Source organism: Ruegeria sp. AG1 (assembly GCF_056541705.1).
On sequence record NZ_JBQFYU010000002.1, the window covers coordinates 391,261 to 414,412 of the forward strand.

Consider the following 23,152-nt stretch of genomic DNA (forward strand, 5'->3'; position numbering starts at 1 on the left):
GTTAAGCGGAGATTTTGCCTAGCGAAGGTGACAGGTTTGTGACGCCTCATTCCGCCGCAGCACGCATCTCGGGACCACCGCTGCGGATCGTCGCCAGCAGCTCCTCGCGACGCTTGGCAGCCTTGGCTTCGTTTTGCATCAAAACTGGGCCGAAACCGCGGATATCCAGTGGCAAACGGGCCAATGCAACAATCGCCTCCTGCGTGTCTTCCGTTGCCAGAGGCAGTACCTCTTTCATATCCTGTTCGTACTGTTTGATCAGCGCGCGTTCCATCCGCCGCTCGGCCGAGTAGCCGAAGATATCCAAAGGCGTGCCGCGCAAACTCTTCAACTTGACCAACAGTTTAAGAGGCCCAAGCATCCATTCCCCAAAGGCACGCTTGCGCGGTCTGCCATTGCTACCCTCCCCACCAAAAATCGGCGGGGCCAGATGGAAAGTCATGTTGAAATCGCCGTCGAACTCGGCAGCAGCCTTTTCCCGGCTGGTGAGCAACAGGCGCGCGACTTCGTATTCATCTTTGTACGACAACAGCTTGTGATAGCCTTTTGCCACTGCCTCGCGCAGCGTTTCATTTGCTATACCGTCCACCAGCTTGCGGTAGCGTTTCGCCAATCGGGCCGACTGGTAGTCGGTCAGGTGCTGCGCCCTGAAGTCGATCATTTGGTCCAGGGTCTTTGGCATTTCCGAGACCGAAGGAGCCAACATTGCCTGCGCCTCCTCCGGGTGCAGAACCGCCCAGCGACCCACGTCAAAGGCCCGCTTGTTGCGCTCGACTGCGGTTCCGTTCAGCTCAATCGCGGTCATTATCGCCTCGTGACTGACAGGCAGGGTACCGCACTGCCATGCCGCGCCAAAGACCATCATGTTGGAGTAGATCGAATCGCCCATCACGATCTTGGCCAGATCGGTCGCATCGAACAGGCTGACTCCGTCCTTGAGTCGCGCCTGCAGCGCCAGCTCCAACTGGTCGCCCGGAATACGGAATTCTGTATCGCGGGTAAAATCGCCGGTCACCGTGTTGTGGCTGTTGACCACCGCCCCGGTCTGTCCGGCCCGTGTCAGGCCCAGAGTTTTTGCCCCGGCTGAAACCACGAGGTCTCCGCCGATCAGCGCATTCGCCTCGCCGGTTGCGACGCGAATGGCGCTAATATCTTCCGGTCTGTTCGCCAGACGGCAATGGATGTGCACCGCGCCGCCTTTTTGGGCGAGGCCGGCCATCTCCATCATACCCGCGCCTTTGCCGTCAATCTGTGCCGCTTGCGCCAGAATCGCCCCGAGGGTCACGACGCCTGTGCCGCCAATCCCAGTGATGACCACGTTATGCGTACCGTTGATCTGTGGCAGATCGGGCATGGGCAGATCGGGCAGATCAAGTTGTTTGGTCGCCTCTTTCCGGATCTTTGCCCCTTCCAGAGTGATAAAAGACGGACAGAACCCGTTCAGGCACGAGAAATCCTTGTTGCAGCTGGATTGATCAATCGCGCGTTTGCGGCCCAGTTCGGTCTCCTTGGGCACGATCGAGACACAGTTAGACTGCACCCCGCAATCGCCGCAACCTTCGCAAATATCGGTATTGATGAAGACGCGCTTGTCAGGGTCCGGGAACTCGCCACGCTTGCGGCGACGGCGCTTCTCGGCCGCGCAGGTCTGGACATAGACGATGACCGAGACGCCTTCGATCTCGCGGAACCGATCCTGCACTTTGATCAACTCGGCACGTTCAAAGCTTTCCACACCCGAAGGCAGAGCTGCAAGGTTCACGTCTTCCTTCTCATCATAGACCAGCGCAACATGCTGCACGCCCATGGCTTTGACCTCGGCCACGATCCTTTCAGCCGTCAAATCGCCTTCGTTCCCCTGCCCGCCAGTCATGGCAACCGCATCGTTGAACAGGATTTTGAAGGTGATGTTTGTGCCCGCCGACAGCGCCGCGCGTATCGCCTGCACGCCCGAGTGGTTATACGTCCCGTCGCCTAGGTTCTGGAACACGTGTTTGGTGGTCGAGAACGGCGCCTCGCCAATCCAGTTCGCGCCTTCGCCGCCCATCTGGGTGAAACCGGTGGTCTCGCGGTCCATCCACTGCACCATGTAGTGGCACCCGATACCTGCATAGGCGCGGCTGCCCTCGGGCACTTTGGTTGAACTGTTATGCGGGCAGCCCGAGCAGAAATACGGCAAACGCGTCGCGATTTCTTGTGCGTTGTCCGCACGCCGCGCCTCTGACAGTTTGGCGAGGCCTGCGCGGACGCCATCCGTTTCGCGTTCTTCTTCGATCAGGATGCCACCCAGCTTTTCGGCAATCATGATCGGGTCCAATGCGCCGCGTGTAGGAAACAGCTCCTCACGATGCAGCGTACCCGCGCCACCTTTGTACCAACCATAAACCCGGCGACCCCGCCGGTCGTCAAAGATCGCCTCCTTGACCTGAACCTCGATCAGCTTGCGCTTTTCCTCAACGATTACAATCAGGTCCAGACCTTCTGCCCAATCATGGAATCCAGCCATATCCAGCGGGAACGTCTGCCCGATCTTGTAAGTCGTGATGCCCAGCCGTTCTGCTTCGGCCTCATCTATGTTCAACAACGACAGCGCATGGGTCAGGTCCAGCCAGTTCTTGCCTGCCGCAACGAAGCCGATCTTGGCCCCCGGCTTGCCCCAGACACGTTTGTCCAGCTTGTTGGCATGCGAGAACGTCTCGGCCGCGAAACGCTTGTAGTCGATCACGCGGGCCTCTTGCAGATGCGGCGTATCGCCAAGACGGATGTTCAACCCACCTTCGGGCATGTCGAATTCGGGGATCACGACGCCCATCCGGTCGGGCCTGCCATCGACGACCGAGGTCACCTCGATCGTGTCCTTCATCGTTTTCAGACCAACCCAGACACCCGCGAACCGGCTAAGCGCAAAGCCGTAGATGCCGTAGTCCAAAATCTCCTGCACGCCTGCGGGGCTGACCACCGGCATATACATATCGACCAGAGACCATTCCGATTGGTGCAACACGGTGGAGCTTTCACCCGTGTGGTCATCACCCATCGCCATCAATACACCGCCATGATGCGCGGTGCCCGCCATATTGGCGTGGCGCATCACATCGCCAGACCGGTCGACCCCAGGCCCTTTTCCGTACCAAAGACCAAACACGCCGTCATACCGGCCATCGCCGCGGAGGCCCGCCTGCTGGCTGCCCCAAAGCGCAGTGGCGGCCAGATCCTCGTTCAAGCCGTATTGAAAGGTCACATCGCTTTCGGCTAGGTAGCGCTGGGCGCGCATCATCTGCTGATCCACTGCACCCAGAGGTGAGCCGCGATAACCCGTCACTAGCCCAGCGGTGTTCAGCCCAGCTTGTTGATCGCGGGCTTTTTGCATCAGCATCAAGCGCACAAGCGCTTGCGTCCCGTTCAACAGAACGGGTGATTTCTCAAGATCGAAGCGGTCGTTCAGCGTTATGTGTGGCTGACTCATCAGACGTCTCCCCTCGTCAGATCAGTGTGCTTTATATTCACGCATTTTAGGTCATAAATATTGACCTGTATAGCCATTATCCCCTGAATCCCAAGGATTTCATGGTTTGATTGTGGAACTTGTTACCTATTTCATATAGGGCTTCACGAGGATAACGAAAGTTGCGGCGATGGATTGGGACAAGCTTAGAATATTTCACGCGGTGGCCGATGCTGGCAGCCTGACCCATGCAGGGGACAGGCTCAATTTATCTCAATCCGCCGTGAGCCGTCAGATCCGCGCGCTTGAAGAATCGCTCGACGCAACCCTTTTCCACCGCCACGCCCGCGGCCTAATTCTGACCGAACAGGGTGAGCTGCTGTTTGATGCGACCTCGGCCATGTCTAAACGTCTTGACGCCGCCGCGGCGCGCATCCGCGACAGTGAAGAGGAAGTGTTCGGCGTCCTGCGCGTGACCACCACGTTCGGCTTCGGTACCCTGTGGCTGGCCCCACGCTTACCTAAACTCTACGAACAGTACCCCGATCTGAACATCGATCTGATGCTGGAAGAGCGTGTTCTGGACCTACCCATGCGTGAGGCCGATGTTGCCATCCGGATGAAAGAGCCCAGCCAGGCCGATCTGATCCGCAAACGCCTGATGACCGTCCAGATGAAGCTCTATGCCACGCAGGAGTATCTGGAATCCCATGGCGGGATGCTGAAATCGCTCGAAGAGATCAAGGAACACCGTCTGATCAGCCAGACCCCTTCTGCCCCGCAGGTGGGTGCAAGCGCGGCGATGGTGCGCCATCTGATGACCTTCAATCCGGGGTCCCTGCTGACAGTGAACAATTATTTCGGCGTGCTTCAGGGCGTGCTGCACAATTTGGGAATAGGCGTCCTGCCCGACTACGTGACACAGGACTTCCCACACCTCGTTCCGATCCTGTCGGAAATCGAAAACGCGGACGTTCCCGTATACCTCGCTTATCCGGAAGAATTACGCCATTCCAAACGGGTCGGAGCATTCCGCGACTTCGTTCAGGACGAGATCATCGCGCAACGCAAGCAACTGAAAATGATGGGTAAACTCTAGCTATGCACTCGCAGCATAGCAGCAATGCTGAACGATCAGATTAAAACTTCTTGAACGTTCACAAACCGACCCCTAAATGAGCACTCGAAGGCGGTGATGCTGAAACGCTCATCATCTTCATACCTCCCTGTTGGACTATGGCCGAGCTTAGTGCTCGGCCTTTTTTTTGGCTTCTCCCGGATTCATTTTTTAGTTTTGCCCAAACTCACCGTCCAGAGCGATGAAATTTCTGGGAAAATCTCCGACACCTGCCTATGATCCGAAAAAACGTTTAAAATTCGTGTTCGAGGACAGAACCATGATAAGCCCCCTCCGCCTTCTGGCGGCGATTTGTTCACTATTTTTACTGGTCGGACCCCTTTATGCCCAAGTTGCGGGCACGTCGACCTCCAGTGCGCCTGCCCCTGTTAGCATTCCCGAAGACCTGACGCCTGAGCAGGTTGATGACTTGGTTGCACGGATGTCGGATGATCAGGTCCGCTCTATCCTGTTAGAGCGTCTGGACGCAGTGGCCGAGAAAAACGCAGCCGCTGCAGAGGATCGCGAGGATCCGATTACCGAGTTAAATGAAGTCTGGAGCGAAATGGTCGCCTCGTGGACGCATGTCATAACGACCGTCCCCAATCTCTTCAGCGCGCAAGCCACCGCCATCAAGAACTTTGCGACCACGTTCACTTCATATGGTGCGTTGGTTCTGATGGGGCTGATTGCAAGTGTTCTGGTTGTGGGCTTCATCGCCGAAAAACTGTTCGAGATTCTGACCCGCCGCTGGCATGTCCAGACCGAGGCCGAAGCCGAAGGCGATCTCTGGGGCGCTGCCCGCTATCTTTTCGGTCGTTTCTGTCGGGAAATCGCGGGGCTTGTAGTTTTTTACGTGGTTATCCGCGCGGTTGGGCGTGGCCTGCTGACGCCCGAGCAAATCACCTATGCCGGGCCGTTTGTGTTCTACCTGATCTGGATACCACGGCTGGGTGCCGCCGCCTCGCGCTTTGTACTGGCGCCGAACAAACCCCATTACCGTCTGGTAAATATCGACGATCACTGGGCCAAATACCTGCATCGAAACCTGATCGGGTTGCTGATCCTGATCGGTTTCACCCTGTTCCTGCTGCACTTCAATAGCCTAAACGGCATCACCGGGGATGATACGCGTATCGGATTCTGGCTGAACGCAGGCATTCACATCTATATCGGCTTGATCGCATGGAAAGCGCGCGAAGGTCTGTCGCAGATGATGCTGGGAACTGACCCGGACCACACCAAGTTTGACGAGGAAGTGGCACATTATTACCCCTACTTCGCCATTGCGGTCTCGGCTGCGACTTGGCTTCTGGTCGAGTTTCTGGTGGCGCAGCGTAACCCGGCATCGCTGGCTCTGCTGGTTCAGGGGGCGCATTTCACCACCATGTTCTGGCTGTTGATCGCCCCGGCGCTCGACACTCTTATCCGAGGACTTGTCCGTCATCTGCAACCTCCGATGCAGGGCGAAGGTTCGGTGGCCGAACGCGCCTACAAATCAACCAAACGCAGCTACATCCGTATCGGTCGGGTTCTGGCCGGTATTCTGGTCATCCTGATGATCGCCAATGCATGGGATCTTGATCTGCAGGAAATCGCTGGTGGAGACGCGGACTCAGGCAGCAAACTGGTGCAGTTCTTCATCATCATCGCCGTCGGCTACATCCTGAATGAGGTCGTCTCGCTCTGGATCAACCGCCGACTGGCAAAAGAGATGACGGCCGCGCAAAGCCCGGACGAAGAAGCTGGCGAAGGCGGCGGTGCTGGTGGCTCGCGTCTTGCAACGGTTTTGCCGCTGCTACGAGTAACGGCTCAGGTGGCGATTGCCGTGATCTTCGTTTTGCTGGCCTTGGGCGCCCTTGGGCTGGACATTACACCGCTTTTGGCTGGTGCCGGTATCCTGGGTCTGGCCATCGGTTTCGGTGCGCAAAAGCTGGTATCCGACATCGTGGGCGGGATTTTCTTCCTGATCGACGATGCCTTTCGCGTGGGCGAGTATGTCGATGTGGGCGGCACCACCGGGACAGTCGAGAAGATCTCAATCCGATCCATGCAACTGCGCCACCATCGCGGTCCGGTGCACACCATTCCTTATGGTGAGATTCAGAAACTGACCAATTACAGCCGCGACTGGGTCATCATGAAGCTGAAGTTTACCGTGCCGTTCGACACCGATCCCAACAAGGTGAAGAAGATCTTCAAGAAGATCGGCGCTGAGATGATGGAGGACGAGACCCACAAGGATGGCTTCCTGCAGCCCTTCAAGTCTCAGGGTGTGTTCGACTTTGACGATGTCGGCATGATCATCCGGGGCAAGTTCATGGCCAAACCCGGCAAGCAGTTCACCTTGCGCAAAGAGATCTTCAACCGCGTCAAAGCGGCCTTCAAAGAAAACGGCATCGACTTCGCCCGTCGCGAAGTGCGCGTTGCCATCCCCGGTCTGGATGACGCTGAACACCTGAGTGAAGACCAGAAAGCAGCGGTCGGCGCCGCCGCTGGAGCGGTCGCGCAGCAAGCGCAGCAACAAGACCAACAGAAGTAAACTCACCCGGCACGCGGCTGTCTCTGTCGCGTGCCGGTACCTCATTTGAGGACCTGCCCGATCTGCGCAAATTGCACATTTGTCCGGTTTGCAACAGGACAACGCTTAGAAAGCGCCTTTTCTCTTCCCCCCGGCGGCCCCTTCCCCTAAAAGGCGCCAAACATTGCCATCTCGGGGACCGAAACAGGATGCAAGAGCCAGCCATCACACCTGATCTGATTGCCGCCCACGGGTTGAAGCCCGAGGAATACGACATGATCCTCGAGATCATCGGGCGTGAGCCGACATTCACCGAGCTTGGCATTTTCTCGGCCATGTGGAACGAGCATTGCTCGTACAAATCCTCCAAGAAATGGCTGCGTACCCTGCCAACCTCGGGCCCTCAGGTTATTTGCGGACCGGGTGAGAACGCGGGTGTTGTCGATATCGGCGACGGGCAAGCTGTTGTCTTCAAAATGGAAAGCCACAACCACCCGTCTTACATCGAACCCTATCAGGGTGCGGCAACCGGCGTTGGCGGCATTCTGCGCGACGTCTTCACCATGGGCGCGCGCCCGATCGCCTCGATGAACGCCCTGTCCTTCGGCGAACCGGGCCATCACAAGACCCGCCAACTGGTCAACGGCGTGGTCGAAGGTATCGGCGGCTATGGTAACTGCTTCGGCGTACCCTGCGTCGGCGGCGAAGTCCGTTTCCATCCAGCCTACAATGGCAACTGCCTTGTGAACGCCTTTGCAGCAGGTTTGGCTGATAGCGACAAAATCTTCTACTCGGCGGCGTCTGGCGTCGGAATGCCCGTCGTGTACCTCGGTGCCAAAACTGGACGTGACGGTGTTGGCGGTGCGACCATGGCCTCGGCCGAGTTCGACGATACCATCGAAGAGAAACGTCCCACCGTTCAGGTCGGCGACCCCTTTACTGAAAAGCGCCTTATGGAGGCGACGCTGGAGCTGATGAAAACCGGCGCCGTGATCTCTATCCAGGATATGGGCGCGGCGGGCTTGACCTGCTCGGCCGTTGAGATGGGCGACAAAGGTGGTCTAGGTGTTCGTCTGGACCTCGAAAACGTGCCGCAGCGCGAAGAGAACATGACAGCTTATGAGATGATGCTGTCGGAATCTCAGGAACGGATGCTGATGGTTCTCAAACCCGAGCTTGAGGCCGAAGCCCGCGCCGTATTCGAAAAGTGGGACCTAGACTTTGCCATCGTCGGCGAAACCATCGCCGAAGACCGTTTCCTGATCATGCACAATGGCGAGGTGAAGGCTGATCTGGTCCTGTCGAAACTCTCCTCGACCGCGCCGGAATATGACCGCCCATGGGTCGCGACGCCTGAGGCTGAGGAACTAGCCGACGTTCCGCAAATCGACCCGATTGATGGTCTGCGCGCCCTGCTCTCTTCGCCCAACTACGCGGGCAAGCAGTGGGTGTATGAGCAGTATGACACCATGGTTATGGCCGACAGCGCCCGCACCCCGGGTCTGGGTGCCGGTATGGTGCGTGTTCACGGCACCGACAAGGTACTGGCTTTCACCTCGGACGTGACGCCGCGCTATGTCCGCGCCAACCCGGTCGAAGGCGGCAAACAAGCGGTGGCCGAAGCATATCGCAACCTGACCGCTGTCGGGGCCAAACCACTGGCCACAACCGACAACCTGAACTTCGGCAACCCCGAAAAGCCCGAGATCATGGGTCAGTTCGTGGGCGCCATCCAAGGCATCGGAGCTGCCGTTGGCGCGCTGGACGTACCCATCGTGTCCGGCAACGTCTCGCTCTACAATGAAACCGACGGTCAGGCGATCCTGCCGACCCCGACCATTGGTGCCGTTGGCCTGCTCAACCACACGGATGAGATTATCGGAAACGAGGTGCGCGAAGGTCACGTGGCCCTCGTGATCGGGGAAACCAAAGGCCATCTGGGCCAATCCGCCCTTCTGGCCGAGGTGTTCAACCGCGAAGAAGGCGATGCGCCCCACGTGGATCTTGAGGCCGAGAAGCGCAACGGCGACTTCATTCGCGCCAACCGCGAGATGATCAAGGCCTGCACCGACCTGAGCGACGGCGGCCTCGCACTTGCCGCGTTTGAACTGGCCGACGCAGCTGGCGTTGGCGTTCACCTCGACGATGCCTCGACCGAGGTACTGTTCGGCGAAGATCAGGCCCGATATCTGGTGGCCTGCAACTTTGATCAGGCCGAAGCACTTATGATTGCCGCAGGTCAGGCTGGCGTTCCCCTGACCTCGGTTGGTCGCTTTACGGGCGAGACTGTCAAGATCGGTTCAAGCGAAGCTCCGCTTGCGGATCTTGCGCATGCCTATCGAACCGGATTGGAAGCAGTTGTCGCTTAGTCAGCACTGAGGCAGGCACGAGATTTCGAGCAGAGCATAAAATGACGTCACCTCTTATTTTCTGCCACTATGGGAATGCTCCGTACCTGAAGTTCACCTTTCGTTGCGCGCGACGGACCAACCCCGACAGGGGTCTGGTTCTATTGGGGGATGATAGCAATCGGAAAACCGCCCTTGATGAGGGATGGGATCATTTTGACTATCGAGAGTTCAGATCGGAAAGTCAGGACGAATTTGACCAGGTATATTCTCCGATACAAGGCAAGGCGTTCCGGGAAAAGCACAATATACGAGGCGGCAAAGACTGGCTGAAGTTCGTTTTCGAACGCTGGTATCACGTCGAAGGTTTCGCGAAAACACACTCTTATGACAGGTTCTGGCATTTCGACAGTGACACGATGGTGCTGCGTAATCTGGACGAATACGAGGCCCCTTTGCAGCCTTATGACTACACGACTCATTGCAACGCAACTTGCCTCAACGGGTATGTGAAAACGGACCTTCTTACCCAATATAACGATCACACCATTTCCTTGTTCAAGGACGCAGAATTTCTTGAACAACAACAGCGCGAGTTTGACGAACATCACCCTGAATTTGCCTTCTCGGAAATGCGAGCGTTCCAAGAATTCATATCGAACTCCGAAGCCAAAGGCCTGCACTTGATGGAATTCTCCGAAGATGAGGTCTTCGATGATGTGTTGAGACAAGCTCAGGGCTTTGAGACAGCGTACTATAACAAAGACATGTTCGTTAAAGACATTCGCCTCAAAAACGGGCGCATTGTTGGAACACGCGACGGCCGAGACGTCGCCTTTGTGACGTTGAACATGAGCTGGTTGCCAATTCTGGCCTATCGCTGGGTTTTTCGCGCCTTGAACGGATCAGAAACGCCATTGGCGAAACCGCTCAGCTCCAAGATTCGACGAAAATACGGTTTCTGAAGAAGCCTATCTTGCCTTGTGTTCTTGCACGTCGCCCGACAGAGTTCTACATCTTGGGAAAGACCTTCAGGAGTAAGCCTACATGCCGATGAGCGCCCACGAGATTGAAACCCTGCTGCGCGAGAGCTTTCCCAACGCGGAAATTCAGGTTGGCGGCAGCGATGGCGTTCACATGTCCGCCATGGTCGTGGACGAGAGCTTTCGCGGCAAGAACCGCGTCCAACAACAACGCGCTGTCTATGCAGCCCTGAAAGGCAAGATGGACGGCCCGGACGGTGACCTGCACGCGCTGGCGCTGACCACCAAAGTGCCGGAGTAGAATGGAACATGCGATTGTAATCTCAATTGCGGTTTCCGTCTTTGTTTTGCTCATCGCGCTCTTGGCGCGAAACAACTCAAAGACTAGACGCAAGACAAGGCTAGGATCGCCACCCGGACAGAAAAAAACCTCCTACATTCCTCCTATCAAACACATGACGGTGCAATCAGCTCGGCAGAGACCCATATCTCCAAGGATACGCAAGATTACGCCAAAGCTATGATGCCGAAGAGCAAAGGAAACGCGAAATGACCGATGTGAAAACTCAGATCGACGAAACCGTCAAAGCCAATGACGTGGTGCTGTATATGAAAGGAACCAAGGAGATGCCTCAGTGCGGTTTCTCATCCCGTGTGGCAGGTGTGCTGAACTACATGGGCGTCGAGTATGCCGATGTGAATGTTTTGGCCGACGAAGCAGTCCGTCAGGGCATCAAGGACTATTCGGACTGGCCGACCGTACCGCAGCTCTATGTCAAAGGCGAGTTTGTCGGTGGTTGCGATATCATCACTGAAATGACCCTGTCGGGTGAATTAGACACGTTGTTTGACGAAAACGGTGTCGGCTACAACAAGGACGCAGCCGACAAAATCCGTGAGGCCAACGCCTGACCCGGCCTTAACGGCTGGAGCAATCTTGAAAAATGATCTGCTCACTGGCGGCGTTTGTCGCCAGGAAGCTCACCGTGGCATTCCACCCTTTTGAACGCAGGATATAGGTTCCGTTCGTATCCACAGATTCGTACCGAATGCCCGAACCGCTCTCGACCTGACGCATCGCGACCAGAGAATTGTCGACCATCGTTGCCGCGGCCCCCGAGCCGTCCGATGCGTTGAAATAGGTCACTGGCAGCGGAATACCGTTTTCGCAGTTGAACGTCACCGTCAGTATGTCGATCTCGGCCATTGCCTTGGACGCACATACAAGGGCCACGGCCCCGCAGATCAAGCCGCATGCTCGTTTCATTTTGCTTTTTCCTCGATATCTGATGCCAGGGCTTCGGCCCGTGCAGCCAATTCGGCCAGTGTATCCGTAACCGAAGGCGGCACGACAGCGACTTCGATCCGTTCGGGTTCAGGTGCAGGCGCGCTGCGTAGCGTTTGAAGCTCAGCCTCGGTTTCCGCCAGTTTCGCCTCAAGCGCTTTGACCTTGTCGTCAGTCGCAGCGGTCTTATCCGCCAGCATCAGACCGGCCATCAACAACATGCGGGATTCAGGCATACGCCCGATCTGATCCGACAGCACCTGCGCTTCGTCATCCAGCATTTTCGCGGCGGCCTGCAGAAAGCTTTCTTCGCCGTCCTGACAGGACACATCAAACCCGCGCCCGCCAATATGAATGGTCACTTCGGGCATTACTCAACCTCACCTTCTGCCAGTTTCGCCTGCGATAGCAGAGGCTCAAGGCGAGCCAGAACGGCCCGAGCCTCAGCCGCATCGGTCGCCTGCGCTGCGCGTGTTGCTTCCAACTCCGCCACTGTGGCCTGATTCAACAGCTCTGCATCCTGAACCCCCTCTTGCGCCGCAGCGCGTAGGGCATCGACCGAGTTGCGGAGTTGTTCATTCGCCTGCCGCATTCTCTGCAGGTCGTCATCCAGACGTGACATGGCAGCCCCGTGGCTGGCACGTTCGGCCCTCAACATCTCCAGCTCCGCGTTCAGCTCGGCCACCCGTTCGCTATCGGCCAATTCGGCCCGCAAACGGCTGTTTTCGGCCTCGATGGCACCGGCTTGCAAAATAGCAGCCCTCATCTCTTCGATCTCGGCCCTCAGAGCAGCAGGGTCTTCCGCACCTTCCAGATCGGCCCGCAATTGCGCGTTCTCGGCTTTCAGAGCGTCCAGTTCCTCGGTGTTTTCCAGTGCCGCCTTGGCCTCGGCCAGTTCGGCCCGCGCAGCCTCGACCGCTGAAAGCTTGGTCGCAGCTTCGGCCAACTCAGCCCGCAGCGCGTCGACATCGGCCGTAGGCTCTGGAGCAGCACGCAGCGCCTCCATATCGGCGCGCATACCGTCAACTTCCTGCTCGTGGCGTTCCTTCAACGAAGTCAGGCGCTCTTGCAGCTGTGCGTTGGCAACACGTTCATCGTCCAGCGCCGCTTGCAACCCTTCATCTGCATCGCCCGCCGGCGCGCTTTGCAGGGCTGTCACGCCCGTGCCAATACGCTCCATCGCGGCAAGAATGCGTTGCTGTAACTCTTCAATCTGGCTCATGCCCCTGTCACCTCTTAACCAAGGTTCATTCTGTTGCCGGACCATCCGAATCAAGAATCGGTCCCGCTTGGCCCCAGTCTAGCGGAATGTGATGGAAAATACCCACTGTTTGGTTTCAAAGGCTTGTACAGCTCTCTTCAAGCGGTGCGACCTTGTTTCGCCCGGTTCTGCTTGCACTTTGACGGCTGAATGCTATTGAGCGCGCAAACTGCTTCAAACCCAAAGGAACAACGCCCGTGGACCTGACTGCGCTGCGCAATGCAAACCCCGAACACTGGGACAAAGCTGCGGCCATCCGCACCCTGACCCTTGACGCCGTCGCCGCCGCCAATTCCGGCCATTCCGGTATGCCGATGGGCATGGCTGATGTTGCGACCGTCCTGTTCGAAAAGCACCTGAAATTCGACGCCTCGGCCCCGAACTGGCCGGACCGCGACCGGTTCATTCTGTCGGCGGGCCACGGATCGATGCTGATCTATTCGCTGCTTTATCTCACCGGCCACGCGGATGTAACGCTGGAAGAGATCAAGAACTTCCGTCAGCTGGGTGCGAAAACTGCGGGTCACCCGGAGAATTTCCTAGTCGACGGGATTGAAACCACCACCGGCCCGCTGGGTCAGGGCATCTCGAACGCTGTGGGTTTTGCCATGGCCGAGGAAATCCAGCGCGCGCATTACGGCAAGAAGATCGTTGATCACTATACCTATGTGATCGCCGGCGATGGCTGCCTGATGGAAGGCGTCAGCCAAGAAGCGATAACTCTGGCCGGCCGCCATGAGCTGGGCAAACTGATCGTTTTCTGGGACGACAACAACATCACCATCGACGGCACCGTGGATATCGCCGACCGCACCGATCAGGTGCGCCGTTTTTCAGCCTCTGGCTGGCACGTGATCGAGATCGACGGCCATGATCCGAAAGCCATCGACGCGGCGATCACGCAGGCGAAGAAGTCGAAGAAACCTTCGATGATTGCCTGCAAAAGCCACATCGCTCTGGGTCACGCCGCACAGGATACCTCGAAAGGGCATGGCGCACTGACGGATCAGGAGCAGCTGAAGGCCGCCAAAGAAGGCTATGGCTGGCCGCATGACGCATTCGAGATCCCTGCCAACGTGAAATCGGCTTGGGAAGCCATCGGTGCCCGTGGCGCCGCCGAACGAGCGGAATGGGAAGAGCGTTTTGCGCAAATCTCGGAACGCAAACAGGCCGAGTTCAACCGAGCCTATGCTTTCGAGGCCCCCAAGAAACTGGCCGGTGCGATCCGTTCGTTCAAGAAACAGATGTCGGAAGATCAGCCCAAGCTGGCCACCCGCGCCTCGTCCGAAAAGGTTCTGAACGTTGTGAACCCGATCATGACCGAGACCGTGGGCGGCTCGGCTGACCTGACCGGTTCGAACAACACCAAATCGGCTGATATGGGTGTGTTCCTGCCGGAAAACCGCAAGGGTCGCTACATCCACTACGGTATCCGTGAGCACGGCATGGCCGCTGCGATGAACGGTATGGCGCTACACGGTGGCATCCGCCCCTATGGCGGTACCTTCATGGCCTTCACCGACTATGCCCGCCCGTCCATGCGTCTGGCCGCGCTGATGAAAATCCCGTCGGTCTTCGTGATGACCCATGACTCGATCGGTCTGGGCGAAGATGGTCCGACCCACCAGCCGGTCGAGCATCTGGCAATCAGCCGCGCGACGCCGAACACCTATGTGTTCCGCCCCGCCGACACCGTCGAGACCGCTGAATCTTGGGAACTGGCGCTGACCTTCAAGGACAGCCCCTCGGTCCTGTCGCTGACCCGTCAGGGCGTGCCAACCGTGCGCAAGGATCATAAAGCCAAGAACTTGACCGCGCAGGGTGCTTACGTTCTGGCCGAAGCCGAGAGCAAGCGTCAGGCGATCCTGATCGCTACGGGCTCTGAGGTTTCCTTGGCAATGGAAGCCAAAGCGATGCTTGAAGCCGAAGGCATCGGTACCCGCGTCGTCTCCATGCCGTGTATGGAGCTGTTCGCTGAACAAGACGAAGCCTACCGCAAGCGCGTTCTGCCCGCCGGAGCGGTTCGCGTCGGCATCGAAGCCGCTGTTCGCGCCGGTGGTTGGGATCGCTGGCTGCTGGGTGAACGTGGTCGCGAAGCCAAGGCAGGTTTCATCGGCATGTCGAGCTTTGGTGCCTCTGCTCCAGCTGGTGATCTGTATAAGCATTTCGGCATTACCGCCGAAGCGACCGTAGCCAAGGTCAAGGAACTTCTGGGCTAATCCAGCCTGCCACAAAATGAAAAGCCCCGGTCCACGCCGGGGCTTTTTTCTTAGACAAAGATGATCACAGACTGCATTCCATCCACGATCAAATCGCCTTCTGTGTTCCAAACGCGCATGACCTGCGAACTATAACCATCGCGGCCTGCGGTCAGTTGGTGCTCCAGTAAGAACCAACCGTCGCGTGTTTGAATATCCTCGGACAACACGTTGAAAATCCAGTTCATTGACGAATTTGGTCCGGGTTTCTTTAGCGTGGGGTAGATAGCTGGCGGTGGCAGGTCAGCGATTGCAATCAAGCCCTCCGTCCTGTTCCACATCCGAGGATCGTTGTGTCGGGCCCAAAGGCGCAGATACCCGCGATCTGCCCCCATGAAAGGCAATTCACCCTCGACCTTTCTGACGTCAAAGTTTGTAAGGAAAGGTATCGGCGGTCGCGGCAAATCTGGAGGGAAATAATACTCCGTCATCTCGGGCGCATCTGCGGGCTTCGCCGGGCAATCGAACGCGACATGGCTGTCTTGCGCGCGGCCAAAGGAAAATGTCGCTTGCGCCGCAACACTGCCACCGATTTCGGCACGAGCGCTGATGGTCTTCACATTGCGCCCCTCGCGCAAGATTTCCGTTTTGACTAGCGGCGGATCACTGATCGGCGCCGTGAAATTGACCAGAGCTGATCTGAGGGGCGGTAAATCTTTGTGCCGAATGTAAACCGTTGACAGCATTAGGGCCGACGAAAACCCACCGAATGTTGTGCGGCCTTGCTTCCAGTTCTGCGGCACCGGGTAGCTGAGGCAATCGTCTTGCGCCTCAGCGGCGCTGAGGACATCGAACAGGGATGGCTCGGACATGGGAATTCCACTTAGCTATTGGCACGTCGAGGATAATCTGACCGCAGGGGGAGGCCAGCAGGACCTAACGTCACCGCCTAGTGGTCTTTTGATGAACCTGAAAACGCCCCCATCACGGGCCCGATGACTTTGGTTGCCAGAGGGATCAAGACCATCCCCCAGGCCAGACCAAAGATGCCGTCCATCGTCGCCTTGGCGATCCACTCCGCCGCGGTCTCCCATTGGGCCGAGACCGAATGACCAACCGCATAAGCCCAGTCATGGATATGATGCCCAAGCCAGCCAAAGCCCAGAACCTCCATCCCGTGGATGACGATTGATCCGCCCACCCACAGCATGGCCGCCGTTCCGACGATCGACAGGGTTTTCATCACCGTGGGCATGGCCTTGACCAATCCGCGCCCCAACCCTCGACCCACCGGCGTCGGAGCGTTTCCGGCCAGATACAACCCGACATCGTCCATCTTAACGATCAAGGCGACCGAGCCATAGACGGCCACCGTCACCCCAAGCCCGACAACGGCCAAAGTCGCCGCCTGCATCCACACATTCGGAGCCTCAATCGCGGCCAGCGCAATGGTCATGATCTCAGCTGAAAGGATGAAATCCGTTTTGATTGCGCCCTTGACCTTCTGTTCTTCAAGATGGCCCGGATCACGTACATCCATGTCCTTCTCGATGGCGTGGCTACCATGCGGGAACAGAACATGGAAAATTTTCTCGGCCCCTTCAAAACACAGATATGACCCACCCAGCATCAGCAAAGGTGTGATCAGCCACGGCGCAAAATTCGCAAGCAACAAGGCGACTGGTAGTAGCAGAATGAGTTTGTTGAAAACCGACCCACGGGCAATGCGCCAAATGATCGGCAACTCACGCGCGGGCGCGAAGCCCTGTACATATTTCGGCGTAACTGCAGCGTCGTCGATAATCACCCCGGCCGTTTTGGCCCCCGCCTTGCCTGCGGCTGCCACTACATCATCCACCGAGGCCGCAGCCACCTTGGCGATCCCCGCCACATCATCCAAAAGGGCCAACAGTCCGCTCATCGGGTGTCCTTTCCTGTCACCTGCCGCAAACGGACCCTACCCGATCCAACAGCTAGCGCAAGCGTTAGCGCAATCTGCCCAGGTTTGCGCTAACACCTTAAAATTATGCCGCTTTTGCCCTTTTGAGATTCCGGTTTCAAGGCTATATGGCCTCAAACGCAAGCGCATTTGGAGACGTCACATGACCATCAAGGTCGGTATCAATGGTTTTGGCCGCATTGGCCGCTGTACCCTGTCGCACATTGCCGCCTCAGGCCGCAACGACATCGAAGTGATCAAAGTCAACGCCACTGGCCCGCTCGAAACATCGGCGCATCTGCTGAAATATGACAGCATTCACGGCCGTTTCCCGCGCGCAGTATCGATCGAAGGCGACACCATGGATCTGGGCCGAGGCCCGATGCAGATGTTCTCGACCTACGACATGAACGAACTGGATTGGGAAGGCTGCGACGTTGTTCTGGAATGCACCGGCAAGTTCAATGACGGCACGAAGGCAAAAACCCACTTGGATCGCGGCGCGCGAAAGGTTCTGTTGTCGGCCCCCGGAAAGAATGTCGACAAGACCATCGTGTTCGGCGTGAACCACAACACCCTGACCGCGAATGACAACATGGTCTCGAACGGTTCCTGCACCACCAACTGCCTTGCTCCGCTTGCCAAGGTTCTGGACGAAGGTGTTGGCATCGAACACGGTATCATGACCACCATCCACGCCTATACCGGCGACCAGCCGACACTGGACCGTCGCCACAGCGACCTGTACCGCGCTCGCGCGGCGGCGATGTCGATGATCCCGACCTCGACCGGTGCAGCTGCTGCCTTGGGCGAGGTTCTGCCCAATTTGAAAGGCCGTCTGGACGGCTCGGCGATCCGCGTCCCTACTCCGAATGTTTCGGCCGTTGACCTGAGCTTCCGCGCTTCGCGCGATGTGACCGTCGAAGAGGTCAACTCAATCGTTGAAGAGGCCGCAAAAGGCCCGATGCAGCGCGTCCTGGGCTATGAGCCCGCGCCGCTGGTCTCGACCGATTTCAACCATACCGAGGAAAGCTCGATCTTCGCACCGGATCAGACCCGTGTGGTCGACAACCGCATGGTCCGCGTTTTGGCGTGGTATGACAACGAATGGGGCTTCTCGGTTCGTATGGCCGATGTCGCCGTTGCCATGGGGCGCCTTAACTGATTTCCCCATGATCGCTTGAACAGCTTCGCCCGCTCAGGTTATCTGGGCGGGCGTTTTTGTTCGGGGCCCTCATGACAAATCAAATCGCCATCTGGCTGGCGCTGCTGATCCTTGGCGCAATCATGCTGGACTATGCCCTGTTCGGGACCGAGCATTTTCTGTTCCTCGGCAAGAAACTTTACGACTTTCTCGACTGGCTCGCCTTCTGGCGCTGAGCAAGGTTTTACTTGACTTTCTCGCCGATCTCGCTTTGTTAGCGCTAACTCATTTCGAGCAGAGACTCTGACGGAGCAGGACATGACACTTAAACTGGCCATTAACGGATTTGGACGTATCGGGCGCGGCGTTTTGCGCGCGGTTATGGAGTCGGGACGGACCGATGTGGAAATCGTTGCCATCAACGATCTGGCCAAGCCGGAAATGAACGCCCATCTGTTCGAATTTGACAGCGTTCATGGCCGCTACTCAAAGCCCGTCACGCTGTCTGAGGCCGGTCTCGACGTCGGCGCGGGTCCGATCCGACTGACCAGCGAACGCGATCCCGAAGCGTTGGACTGGTCAGATGTCGATGTCGTACTGGAATGCACTGGCGTATTCCGGACCCGGGAAGCGGCTGAGCGTCACCTGAAGAACGGCTCCAAGAAGGTTCTGATCTCCGCTCCGGCCCGTGGAGATGGCGGCGTCAAGACGATCGTATTCGGGGTCAACGATTCCGAACTGACCGCCGAGGACACGATCGTTTCGAATGCCTCATGCACCACCAACTGCCTGTCGCCTGTTGCTGCGGCGCTGGATGCCGGATTGGGGATCGTGCATGGCAACATGACCACCGTTCACGCCTATACCGCAAGCCAGCCAGTGCATGACACCGCGGGCAAAGACCCCTACCTGTCGCGCGCGGCGGCTCTGTCGATGATCCCTACAACCACTGGTGCTGCCGCTGCTGTTGGTTTGGTTCTACCTCAGCTGGCGGGCAAACTGACCGGTCAGGCGATCCGCGTACCGACCCCGAATGTCTCGGTGGTTGATCTGGTGGCCGAAGTCTCTCGCCCAACGACCGAGGACGAGGTCAACGCCCTGTTTGTTGAGGCCGCTGCCAAAATCCCTGGCGTGCTGGCCGCAGAAAATCGACCGCTGATCTCGATCGATTTCAACCACGATGCCCATAGCTCGACCGTGTCGCTGGCGGAGACCAAGGTCACGGATGGCACGCTGGTGCGCGTGCTGGCATGGTATGACAACGAATGGGGTTTCTCGAACCGGATGCTGGACACAGCCGCCGCGATGGGCGCGTTATCCTAACCGCTCTTTAAGGGCCACATTCACGCGGGGCGTGACGAATTTCGACACGTCCCCGCCTAATCGCGCGATCTCTTTCACCAGTTTCGAAGCAATGGCCTGATGCCGCGCTTCGGCCATCAGGAACACGGTCTCGATGGAATCGTCCAGAGCCCGGTTCATGCCAACCATCTGGAATTCATACTCAAAATCAGCAACGGCCCGCAGCCCACGCACGATAACCTGCGCGCCCACATCCCGCGCGCAGTCGATCAGCAGGTTCTCGAACGGATGCGCCACGATCTGGGTCCCCGTCTGTTCTGACAGATGCGCGCATTCCGCCTCGATCATGGCAACGCGCTCTTCCAACGAGAACAACGGCCCCTTGTCGCGGTTGATGGCCACGCCGATCACCAACTTGTCTACCAGCGCCGAGGCCCGACGGATGATGTCGATATGCCCCAAGGTGATCGGGTCAAAAGTTCCGGGATAAAGGCCAACCCGCATCACGCTCTCCTGCGTTCAAAAACTGGGCGATAGCAAACACAATCATGCTGCAGGTGCAAGAGGGCGTTATGCCCTGCCCCCTCAATGCCCCATGATCATGCCCTGCAGGGCGTCTTTTTCCATTGCAAGCTCGGTCAGTTGCGCCTTGACCACGTCCCCGAGGGTGACGATGCCGGCAAGCCTGCCATCCTCGACAATCGGCATGTGGCGGAACCGGCCTTCGGTCATGCGTGCCAGAATATCTTCGACCGATTCCTGTCGTGTCGCAGTGATCAGGTCCTTGGTCATATAGCTATCGACCGATTGGTTCAGGCACCCGCTGCCGCTGGCCGCCAGTTCTCGGACGATGTCGCGTTCGGACAGTATACCGATGGCCGTGCTGCCTCCGTCCTCTGAGACAACAACTGTACCGATGCGTCTTTCCGCCAGTATCTTCGCCGCCTCGGACACAGTCGCGGATGGAGCGACGGTCACCACCTCATCGGTGGCTTTGGATGTCAGAATGGCTTGAACGAGCATAAAAAAACCTCCGGCAATAACGTACTGTTTTCCAAAGCGTTGCCGGAATGGTCATGTGTGTCAAGTTCCGGCTTCCGCCTCAAGCCGTGCAACTTCGTCGCGAATCCCACGGGTCAATGCCTGCGCAAAGCGGTTGAGGCGTTCGTTTCGCTGATCGCCCTGATGTCGAACCAGATGAAAGCTGCGGGTCAGACTGACCTGATCAGTCAGCAACTTGCGCAGGTTCGGATGAAACGGAAGCGTGAAGTCATGCGCAACGCAGATCCCCGCCCCGAGTGCCGCCTGACGCAGCTGAACCGGTACCGAGTTCGACGCAAGCGCCACCCGGTCGATCCCCAAATCATTGAGGTAGTCCAGCTCGCGATCAAATATCATATCAGGGATATAGCCGATCAAACGGTGGGCTTTGAGATCCTCGACCGTCTGGATCGGGGCGTGTCGGTCCAGATAGTCCTGTGCCGCAACCAGATGCAGTTTGTAGTCGCTGACCTTTTGCACCAGCAGTTTGCCTGCGGTCGGAGAGCTGACCGTGACAGCCATATCCGCCTCACGCCGCGACAGATTGATGATCCTCGGCAGCGCCAGTATCTGAATATCCAGATCCGGATTGGCATCGCTGATCTTCGCGCAGACCTGAGGCAGCAGGTAGTTCGCCGAACCATCCGGAGCGCCGATCCGAATTTGACCACTCAGCGACTCGGTCGACCCTACCACCGCGCCAGCGGCGGCGCGCATCGCCTCTTCGGCTTGAAGGCCATGATCCAGCAGGCGTTCCCCGGCGGTCGTCAGAATGTAACCCTGCTGCGACTTGGTGAACAGCTGCGCGTCCAGGCTGCCCTCTAACCGGGCGATCCTTCGGCCAACCGTAGCGGGGTCGATCTTGAGGATGCGCCCCGCCGACGACAGGCTTTCCTCACGCGCGACGGCAAGAAAAACGCGCATGTCATCCCAATTTGGCGTCATCCTACCCCTCTTGCATTTTTGCAAAGCTCTTTTGAGACATTGCCTCTGTTCAGGTTATTTCTGCAAGCCTATTCTGCGCGCAAACATATCGGAGGAGTTTGCAATGCAAGATCTGACTCATTTCATCAATGGCGAGAACGTGGCCGGAACTTCAGGCCGGTTCGATGACGTTTTCAACCCGGCAACGGGTGAAGTTCAGTACAAATGCCCAATGGCCAGCGCGGCCGAAACCACCGCCGCGATCGAGGCCGCCGCGGCCGCGCAACCCGCATGGGGCGCAACCAACCCGCAAAAACGCGCGCGCGTCATGATGGCGATGGTTGGCCTTATGAACCGCGACATGGACAAACTGGCCGAAGCGCTGAGCCGTGAGCATGGCAAGACCATCCCTGACGCCAAGGGCGACCTGCAGCGCGGACTGGAAGTGATCGAATACTGCATCGGCGCACCGCAAATGCTGAAGGGTGAGTTCACCGACAGCGCAGGCCCCGGTATCGACATGTACTCGATGCGCCAGCCTCTGGGTGTTGTCGGTTCGATCATGCCGTTCAACTTCCCGGCGATGATGCCTCTGTGGCACGTTGGCCCGGCGCTGGCCTGCGGCAACGCCGTTGTTCTGAAACCTTCCGAGCGTGACCCCTCGGTTCCGCTGATGCTTGCCGAGTTGTTCCTCGAGGCAGGCCTGCCCAAGGGCGTCTTCCAGGTCGTCAATGGCGACAAAGAGGCCGTGGACACCATCCTCGACAGTGAAATCATTCAGGGCGTCAGCTTTGTCGGCTCGACCCCGATCGCGCAATACATCTACAGCCGCGCGACGGCCAATGGCAAACGCGCGCAGTGTTTCGGCGGCGCCAAGAACCACATGATCGTCATGCCCGACGCGGATCTGGACCAAGCTGCAGACGCGCTGGTCGGTGCGGGCTTTGGCGCGGCGGGCGAACGCTGCATGGCGATCTCGGTCGCCGTTCCTGTGGGTGAAGAAACCGCGGACCGTCTGATCGAGAAACTGATCCCGCGCGTCGAAAAGCTGAAAGTCGGTCCCTACACCGCCGGAGACGACGTGGACATGGGCCCCGTTGTGACCGGAGCTGCAAAAGAGCGCATTCTAGGCCTGATCAACTCGGGCGTTGAGCAAGGCGCGAAGCTGGTCGTCGACAACCGCGATTTTAGCCTGCAGGGCTATGAGGACGGTTTCTTTGTCGGCCCGCACCTGTTCGACCACGTGACGCCTGACATGGATATCTACAAGCAGGAAATCTTCGGCCCGGTCCTGTCGACAGTTCGCGCAGGCTCCTACGAAGAGGCAATCGGCTTGGCGATGGACCATGAATACGGCAACGGCACCGCGATCTTCACGCGCGATGGCGACACTGCACGTGACTTCGCCAGCCGGATCAACATCGGCATGGTTGGCATCAACGTCCCGATCCCGGTTCCGCTGGCCTACCACACCTTTGGCGGCTGGAAGAAATCCATGTTCGGTGACCTGAACCAGCACGGCCCGGACAGCTTCAAATTCTACACTCGCACCAAGACTGTCACGGCCCGCTGGCCGTCGGGCATCAAGGAAGGTGGCGAGTTCAACTTCAAAGCGATGGACTGATCCAAAGCCAAATCTGTTCA

At 57.9% G+C, this 23,152-nt stretch carries 20 protein-coding genes; 11 read left to right on the forward strand and 9 right to left on the reverse strand.

The window, feature by feature from the left end; genetic code table 11:
* Positions 1-46 precede the first annotated feature (46 nt).
* The gene (locus ACR0B5_RS04375) at positions 47-3,466 is read right to left on the reverse strand and encodes an indolepyruvate ferredoxin oxidoreductase family protein (protein WP_480538645.1); all 3,420 of its coding nucleotides are present in this window, start codon (positions 3,464-3,466) and stop codon (positions 47-49) included.
* Positions 3,467-3,635: 169 nt separating this feature from the next.
* Here ACR0B5_RS04375 and ACR0B5_RS04380 point away from each other — a divergent pair, with 169 nt between their 5' ends.
* The 6 genes from ACR0B5_RS04380 (at position 3,636) to grxD (ending at position 11,326) form a co-directional block, all read left to right on the forward strand.
* Positions 3,636-4,544: a LysR family transcriptional regulator gene (locus tag ACR0B5_RS04380; protein ID WP_170373615.1), complete on the forward strand. Its 909-nt coding sequence runs from the start codon at positions 3,636-3,638 to the stop codon at positions 4,542-4,544.
* A 298-nt stretch (positions 4,545-4,842) separates the two neighbouring features.
* Positions 4,843-7,104 (forward strand): mechanosensitive ion channel family protein, encoded by a 2,262-nt coding sequence (locus tag ACR0B5_RS04385; protein WP_480538647.1) that lies wholly within the window; start codon positions 4,843-4,845, stop codon positions 7,102-7,104.
* Positions 7,105-7,292: 188 nt separating this feature from the next.
* A complete protein-coding gene (gene purL / locus ACR0B5_RS04390) occupies positions 7,293-9,452 on the forward strand; it encodes a phosphoribosylformylglycinamidine synthase subunit PurL (RefSeq protein WP_480538649.1) in 2,160 nt (719 codons plus the stop codon).
* 41 nt (positions 9,453-9,493) lie between these two features.
* Entirely contained in the window at positions 9,494-10,396 is a 903-nt protein-coding gene (locus ACR0B5_RS04395) for a hypothetical protein (protein WP_480538651.1), read from the forward strand.
* An 82-nt stretch (positions 10,397-10,478) separates the two neighbouring features.
* Positions 10,479-10,715, forward strand: coding sequence for a BolA/IbaG family iron-sulfur metabolism protein (locus tag ACR0B5_RS04400; protein WP_170373612.1), 237 nt, complete (start codon positions 10,479-10,481; stop codon positions 10,713-10,715).
* Between the two features lie 248 nt (positions 10,716-10,963).
* On the forward strand, positions 10,964-11,326 hold the full coding sequence (gene grxD, locus ACR0B5_RS04405; RefSeq protein ID WP_170536938.1) for a Grx4 family monothiol glutaredoxin: 363 nt from the start codon (positions 10,964-10,966) through the stop codon (positions 11,324-11,326).
* Between the two features lie 7 nt (positions 11,327-11,333).
* Here the strand turns inward: grxD and ACR0B5_RS04410 are convergent, their stop codons facing one another.
* From ACR0B5_RS04410 to ACR0B5_RS04420, 3 genes are read right to left on the reverse strand one after another with little or no spacing between them, the layout of a single operon-like run.
* Entirely contained in the window at positions 11,334-11,681 is a 348-nt protein-coding gene (locus tag ACR0B5_RS04410; RefSeq protein ID WP_170665195.1) for an MliC family protein, read from the reverse strand.
* Positions 11,678-12,070 (reverse strand): cell division protein ZapA, encoded by a 393-nt coding sequence (locus ACR0B5_RS04415; protein ID WP_170373609.1) that lies wholly within the window; start codon positions 12,068-12,070, stop codon positions 11,678-11,680. The genes ACR0B5_RS04410 and ACR0B5_RS04415 overlap by 4 nt, the downstream gene beginning before the upstream one ends.
* Complete coding sequence (locus ACR0B5_RS04420) at positions 12,070-12,921, reverse strand: hypothetical protein (protein WP_480538653.1); 852 nt, start codon at positions 12,919-12,921, stop codon at positions 12,070-12,072. The genes ACR0B5_RS04415 and ACR0B5_RS04420 overlap by 1 nt, the downstream gene beginning before the upstream one ends.
* 236 nt (positions 12,922-13,157) lie before the next feature.
* Between ACR0B5_RS04420 and tkt the strand changes: the two genes are divergently transcribed.
* Complete coding sequence (gene tkt / locus ACR0B5_RS04425; protein ID WP_480538655.1) at positions 13,158-15,179, forward strand: transketolase; 2,022 nt, start codon at positions 13,158-13,160, stop codon at positions 15,177-15,179.
* A gap of 50 nt (positions 15,180-15,229) precedes the next feature.
* On the opposite strand, the gene ACR0B5_RS04430 is transcribed toward tkt, so the two are convergent.
* Both ACR0B5_RS04430 and ACR0B5_RS04435 read right to left on the reverse strand, forming a co-directional pair.
* Complete coding sequence (locus tag ACR0B5_RS04430) at positions 15,230-16,030, reverse strand: thioesterase family protein (protein WP_480538657.1); 801 nt, start codon at positions 16,028-16,030, stop codon at positions 15,230-15,232.
* A gap of 77 nt (positions 16,031-16,107) precedes the next feature.
* Positions 16,108-17,079, reverse strand: a complete 972-nt coding sequence (locus ACR0B5_RS04435; RefSeq protein WP_480538659.1) for a DUF808 domain-containing protein — start codon at positions 17,077-17,079, stop codon at positions 16,108-16,110.
* Positions 17,080-17,260: 181 nt separating this feature from the next.
* Here ACR0B5_RS04435 and gap (ACR0B5_RS04440) point away from each other — a divergent pair, with 181 nt between their 5' ends.
* From gap (ACR0B5_RS04440) to gap (ACR0B5_RS04450), 3 genes are all read left to right on the forward strand, one after another.
* Positions 17,261-18,262, forward strand: coding sequence for a type I glyceraldehyde-3-phosphate dehydrogenase (gap, locus tag ACR0B5_RS04440; RefSeq protein WP_480538661.1), 1,002 nt, complete (start codon positions 17,261-17,263; stop codon positions 18,260-18,262).
* A gap of 71 nt (positions 18,263-18,333) precedes the next feature.
* Positions 18,334-18,477 (forward strand): hypothetical protein, encoded by a 144-nt coding sequence (locus ACR0B5_RS04445; protein WP_170458101.1) that lies wholly within the window; start codon positions 18,334-18,336, stop codon positions 18,475-18,477.
* Positions 18,478-18,559: 82 nt separating this feature from the next.
* Positions 18,560-19,564 (forward strand): type I glyceraldehyde-3-phosphate dehydrogenase, encoded by a 1,005-nt coding sequence (gene gap / locus ACR0B5_RS04450; RefSeq protein WP_425082709.1) that lies wholly within the window; start codon positions 18,560-18,562, stop codon positions 19,562-19,564.
* Here gap (ACR0B5_RS04450) and coaD read toward each other — a convergent pair.
* The 3 genes from coaD to ACR0B5_RS04465 form a co-directional block, all read right to left on the reverse strand.
* On the reverse strand, positions 19,556-20,047 hold the full coding sequence (gene coaD, locus ACR0B5_RS04455) for a pantetheine-phosphate adenylyltransferase (RefSeq protein WP_170548987.1): 492 nt from the start codon (positions 20,045-20,047) through the stop codon (positions 19,556-19,558). The two genes, gap (ACR0B5_RS04450) and coaD, sit on opposite strands and share 9 nt — an antisense overlap.
* Positions 20,048-20,128: 81 nt before the next feature.
* Positions 20,129-20,566: a CBS domain-containing protein gene (locus ACR0B5_RS04460; RefSeq protein WP_480538664.1), complete on the reverse strand. Its 438-nt coding sequence runs from the start codon at positions 20,564-20,566 to the stop codon at positions 20,129-20,131.
* A gap of 60 nt (positions 20,567-20,626) precedes the next feature.
* Positions 20,627-21,529: a LysR family transcriptional regulator gene (locus tag ACR0B5_RS04465; protein WP_480538667.1), complete on the reverse strand. Its 903-nt coding sequence runs from the start codon at positions 21,527-21,529 to the stop codon at positions 20,627-20,629.
* Between the two features lie 103 nt (positions 21,530-21,632).
* Between ACR0B5_RS04465 and ACR0B5_RS04470 the strand changes: the two genes are divergently transcribed.
* Complete coding sequence (locus ACR0B5_RS04470; RefSeq protein WP_480538669.1) at positions 21,633-23,132, forward strand: CoA-acylating methylmalonate-semialdehyde dehydrogenase; 1,500 nt, start codon at positions 21,633-21,635, stop codon at positions 23,130-23,132.
* The last annotated feature ends 20 nt before the right edge of the window (positions 23,133-23,152 follow it).

Bases quoted from the DNA above. Each gene is read 5' to 3' on its own strand.
- coaD (WP_170548987.1), bottom strand. From the start codon at position 20,047: ATGCGGGTTGGCCTTTATCCCGGAACTTTTGACCCGATCACCTTGGGG.
- ACR0B5_RS04465 (WP_480538667.1), bottom strand. From the start codon at position 21,529: ATGACGCCAAATTGGGATGACATGCGCGTTTTTCTTGCCGTCGCGCGT.
- purL (WP_480538649.1), top strand. From the start codon at position 7,293: ATGCAAGAGCCAGCCATCACACCTGATCTGATTGCCGCCCACGGGTTG.
- ACR0B5_RS04445 (WP_170458101.1), top strand. From the start codon at position 18,334: ATGACAAATCAAATCGCCATCTGGCTGGCGCTGCTGATCCTTGGCGCA.
- gap (WP_425082709.1), top strand. From the start codon at position 18,560: ATGACACTTAAACTGGCCATTAACGGATTTGGACGTATCGGGCGCGGC.
- gap (WP_480538661.1), top strand. From the start codon at position 17,261: ATGACCATCAAGGTCGGTATCAATGGTTTTGGCCGCATTGGCCGCTGT.
- ACR0B5_RS04395 (WP_480538651.1), top strand. From the start codon at position 9,494: ATGACGTCACCTCTTATTTTCTGCCACTATGGGAATGCTCCGTACCTG.
- ACR0B5_RS04430 (WP_480538657.1), bottom strand. From the start codon at position 16,030: ATGTCCGAGCCATCCCTGTTCGATGTCCTCAGCGCCGCTGAGGCGCAA.
- ACR0B5_RS04435 (WP_480538659.1), bottom strand. From the start codon at position 17,079: ATGAGCGGACTGTTGGCCCTTTTGGATGATGTGGCGGGGATCGCCAAG.
- ACR0B5_RS04400 (WP_170373612.1), top strand. From the start codon at position 10,479: ATGCCGATGAGCGCCCACGAGATTGAAACCCTGCTGCGCGAGAGCTTT.
- grxD (WP_170536938.1), top strand. From the start codon at position 10,964: ATGACCGATGTGAAAACTCAGATCGACGAAACCGTCAAAGCCAATGAC.
- ACR0B5_RS04375 (WP_480538645.1), bottom strand. From the start codon at position 3,466: ATGAGTCAGCCACACATAACGCTGAACGACCGCTTCGATCTTGAGAAA.
- ACR0B5_RS04385 (WP_480538647.1), top strand. From the start codon at position 4,843: ATGATAAGCCCCCTCCGCCTTCTGGCGGCGATTTGTTCACTATTTTTA.
- ACR0B5_RS04460 (WP_480538664.1), bottom strand. From the start codon at position 20,566: ATGCTCGTTCAAGCCATTCTGACATCCAAAGCCACCGATGAGGTGGTG.
- ACR0B5_RS04410 (WP_170665195.1), bottom strand. From the start codon at position 11,681: ATGAAACGAGCATGCGGCTTGATCTGCGGGGCCGTGGCCCTTGTATGT.
- ACR0B5_RS04470 (WP_480538669.1), top strand. From the start codon at position 21,633: ATGCAAGATCTGACTCATTTCATCAATGGCGAGAACGTGGCCGGAACT.
- ACR0B5_RS04420 (WP_480538653.1), bottom strand. From the start codon at position 12,921: ATGAGCCAGATTGAAGAGTTACAGCAACGCATTCTTGCCGCGATGGAG.
- ACR0B5_RS04380 (WP_170373615.1), top strand. From the start codon at position 3,636: ATGGATTGGGACAAGCTTAGAATATTTCACGCGGTGGCCGATGCTGGC.
- ACR0B5_RS04415 (WP_170373609.1), bottom strand. From the start codon at position 12,070: ATGCCCGAAGTGACCATTCATATTGGCGGGCGCGGGTTTGATGTGTCC.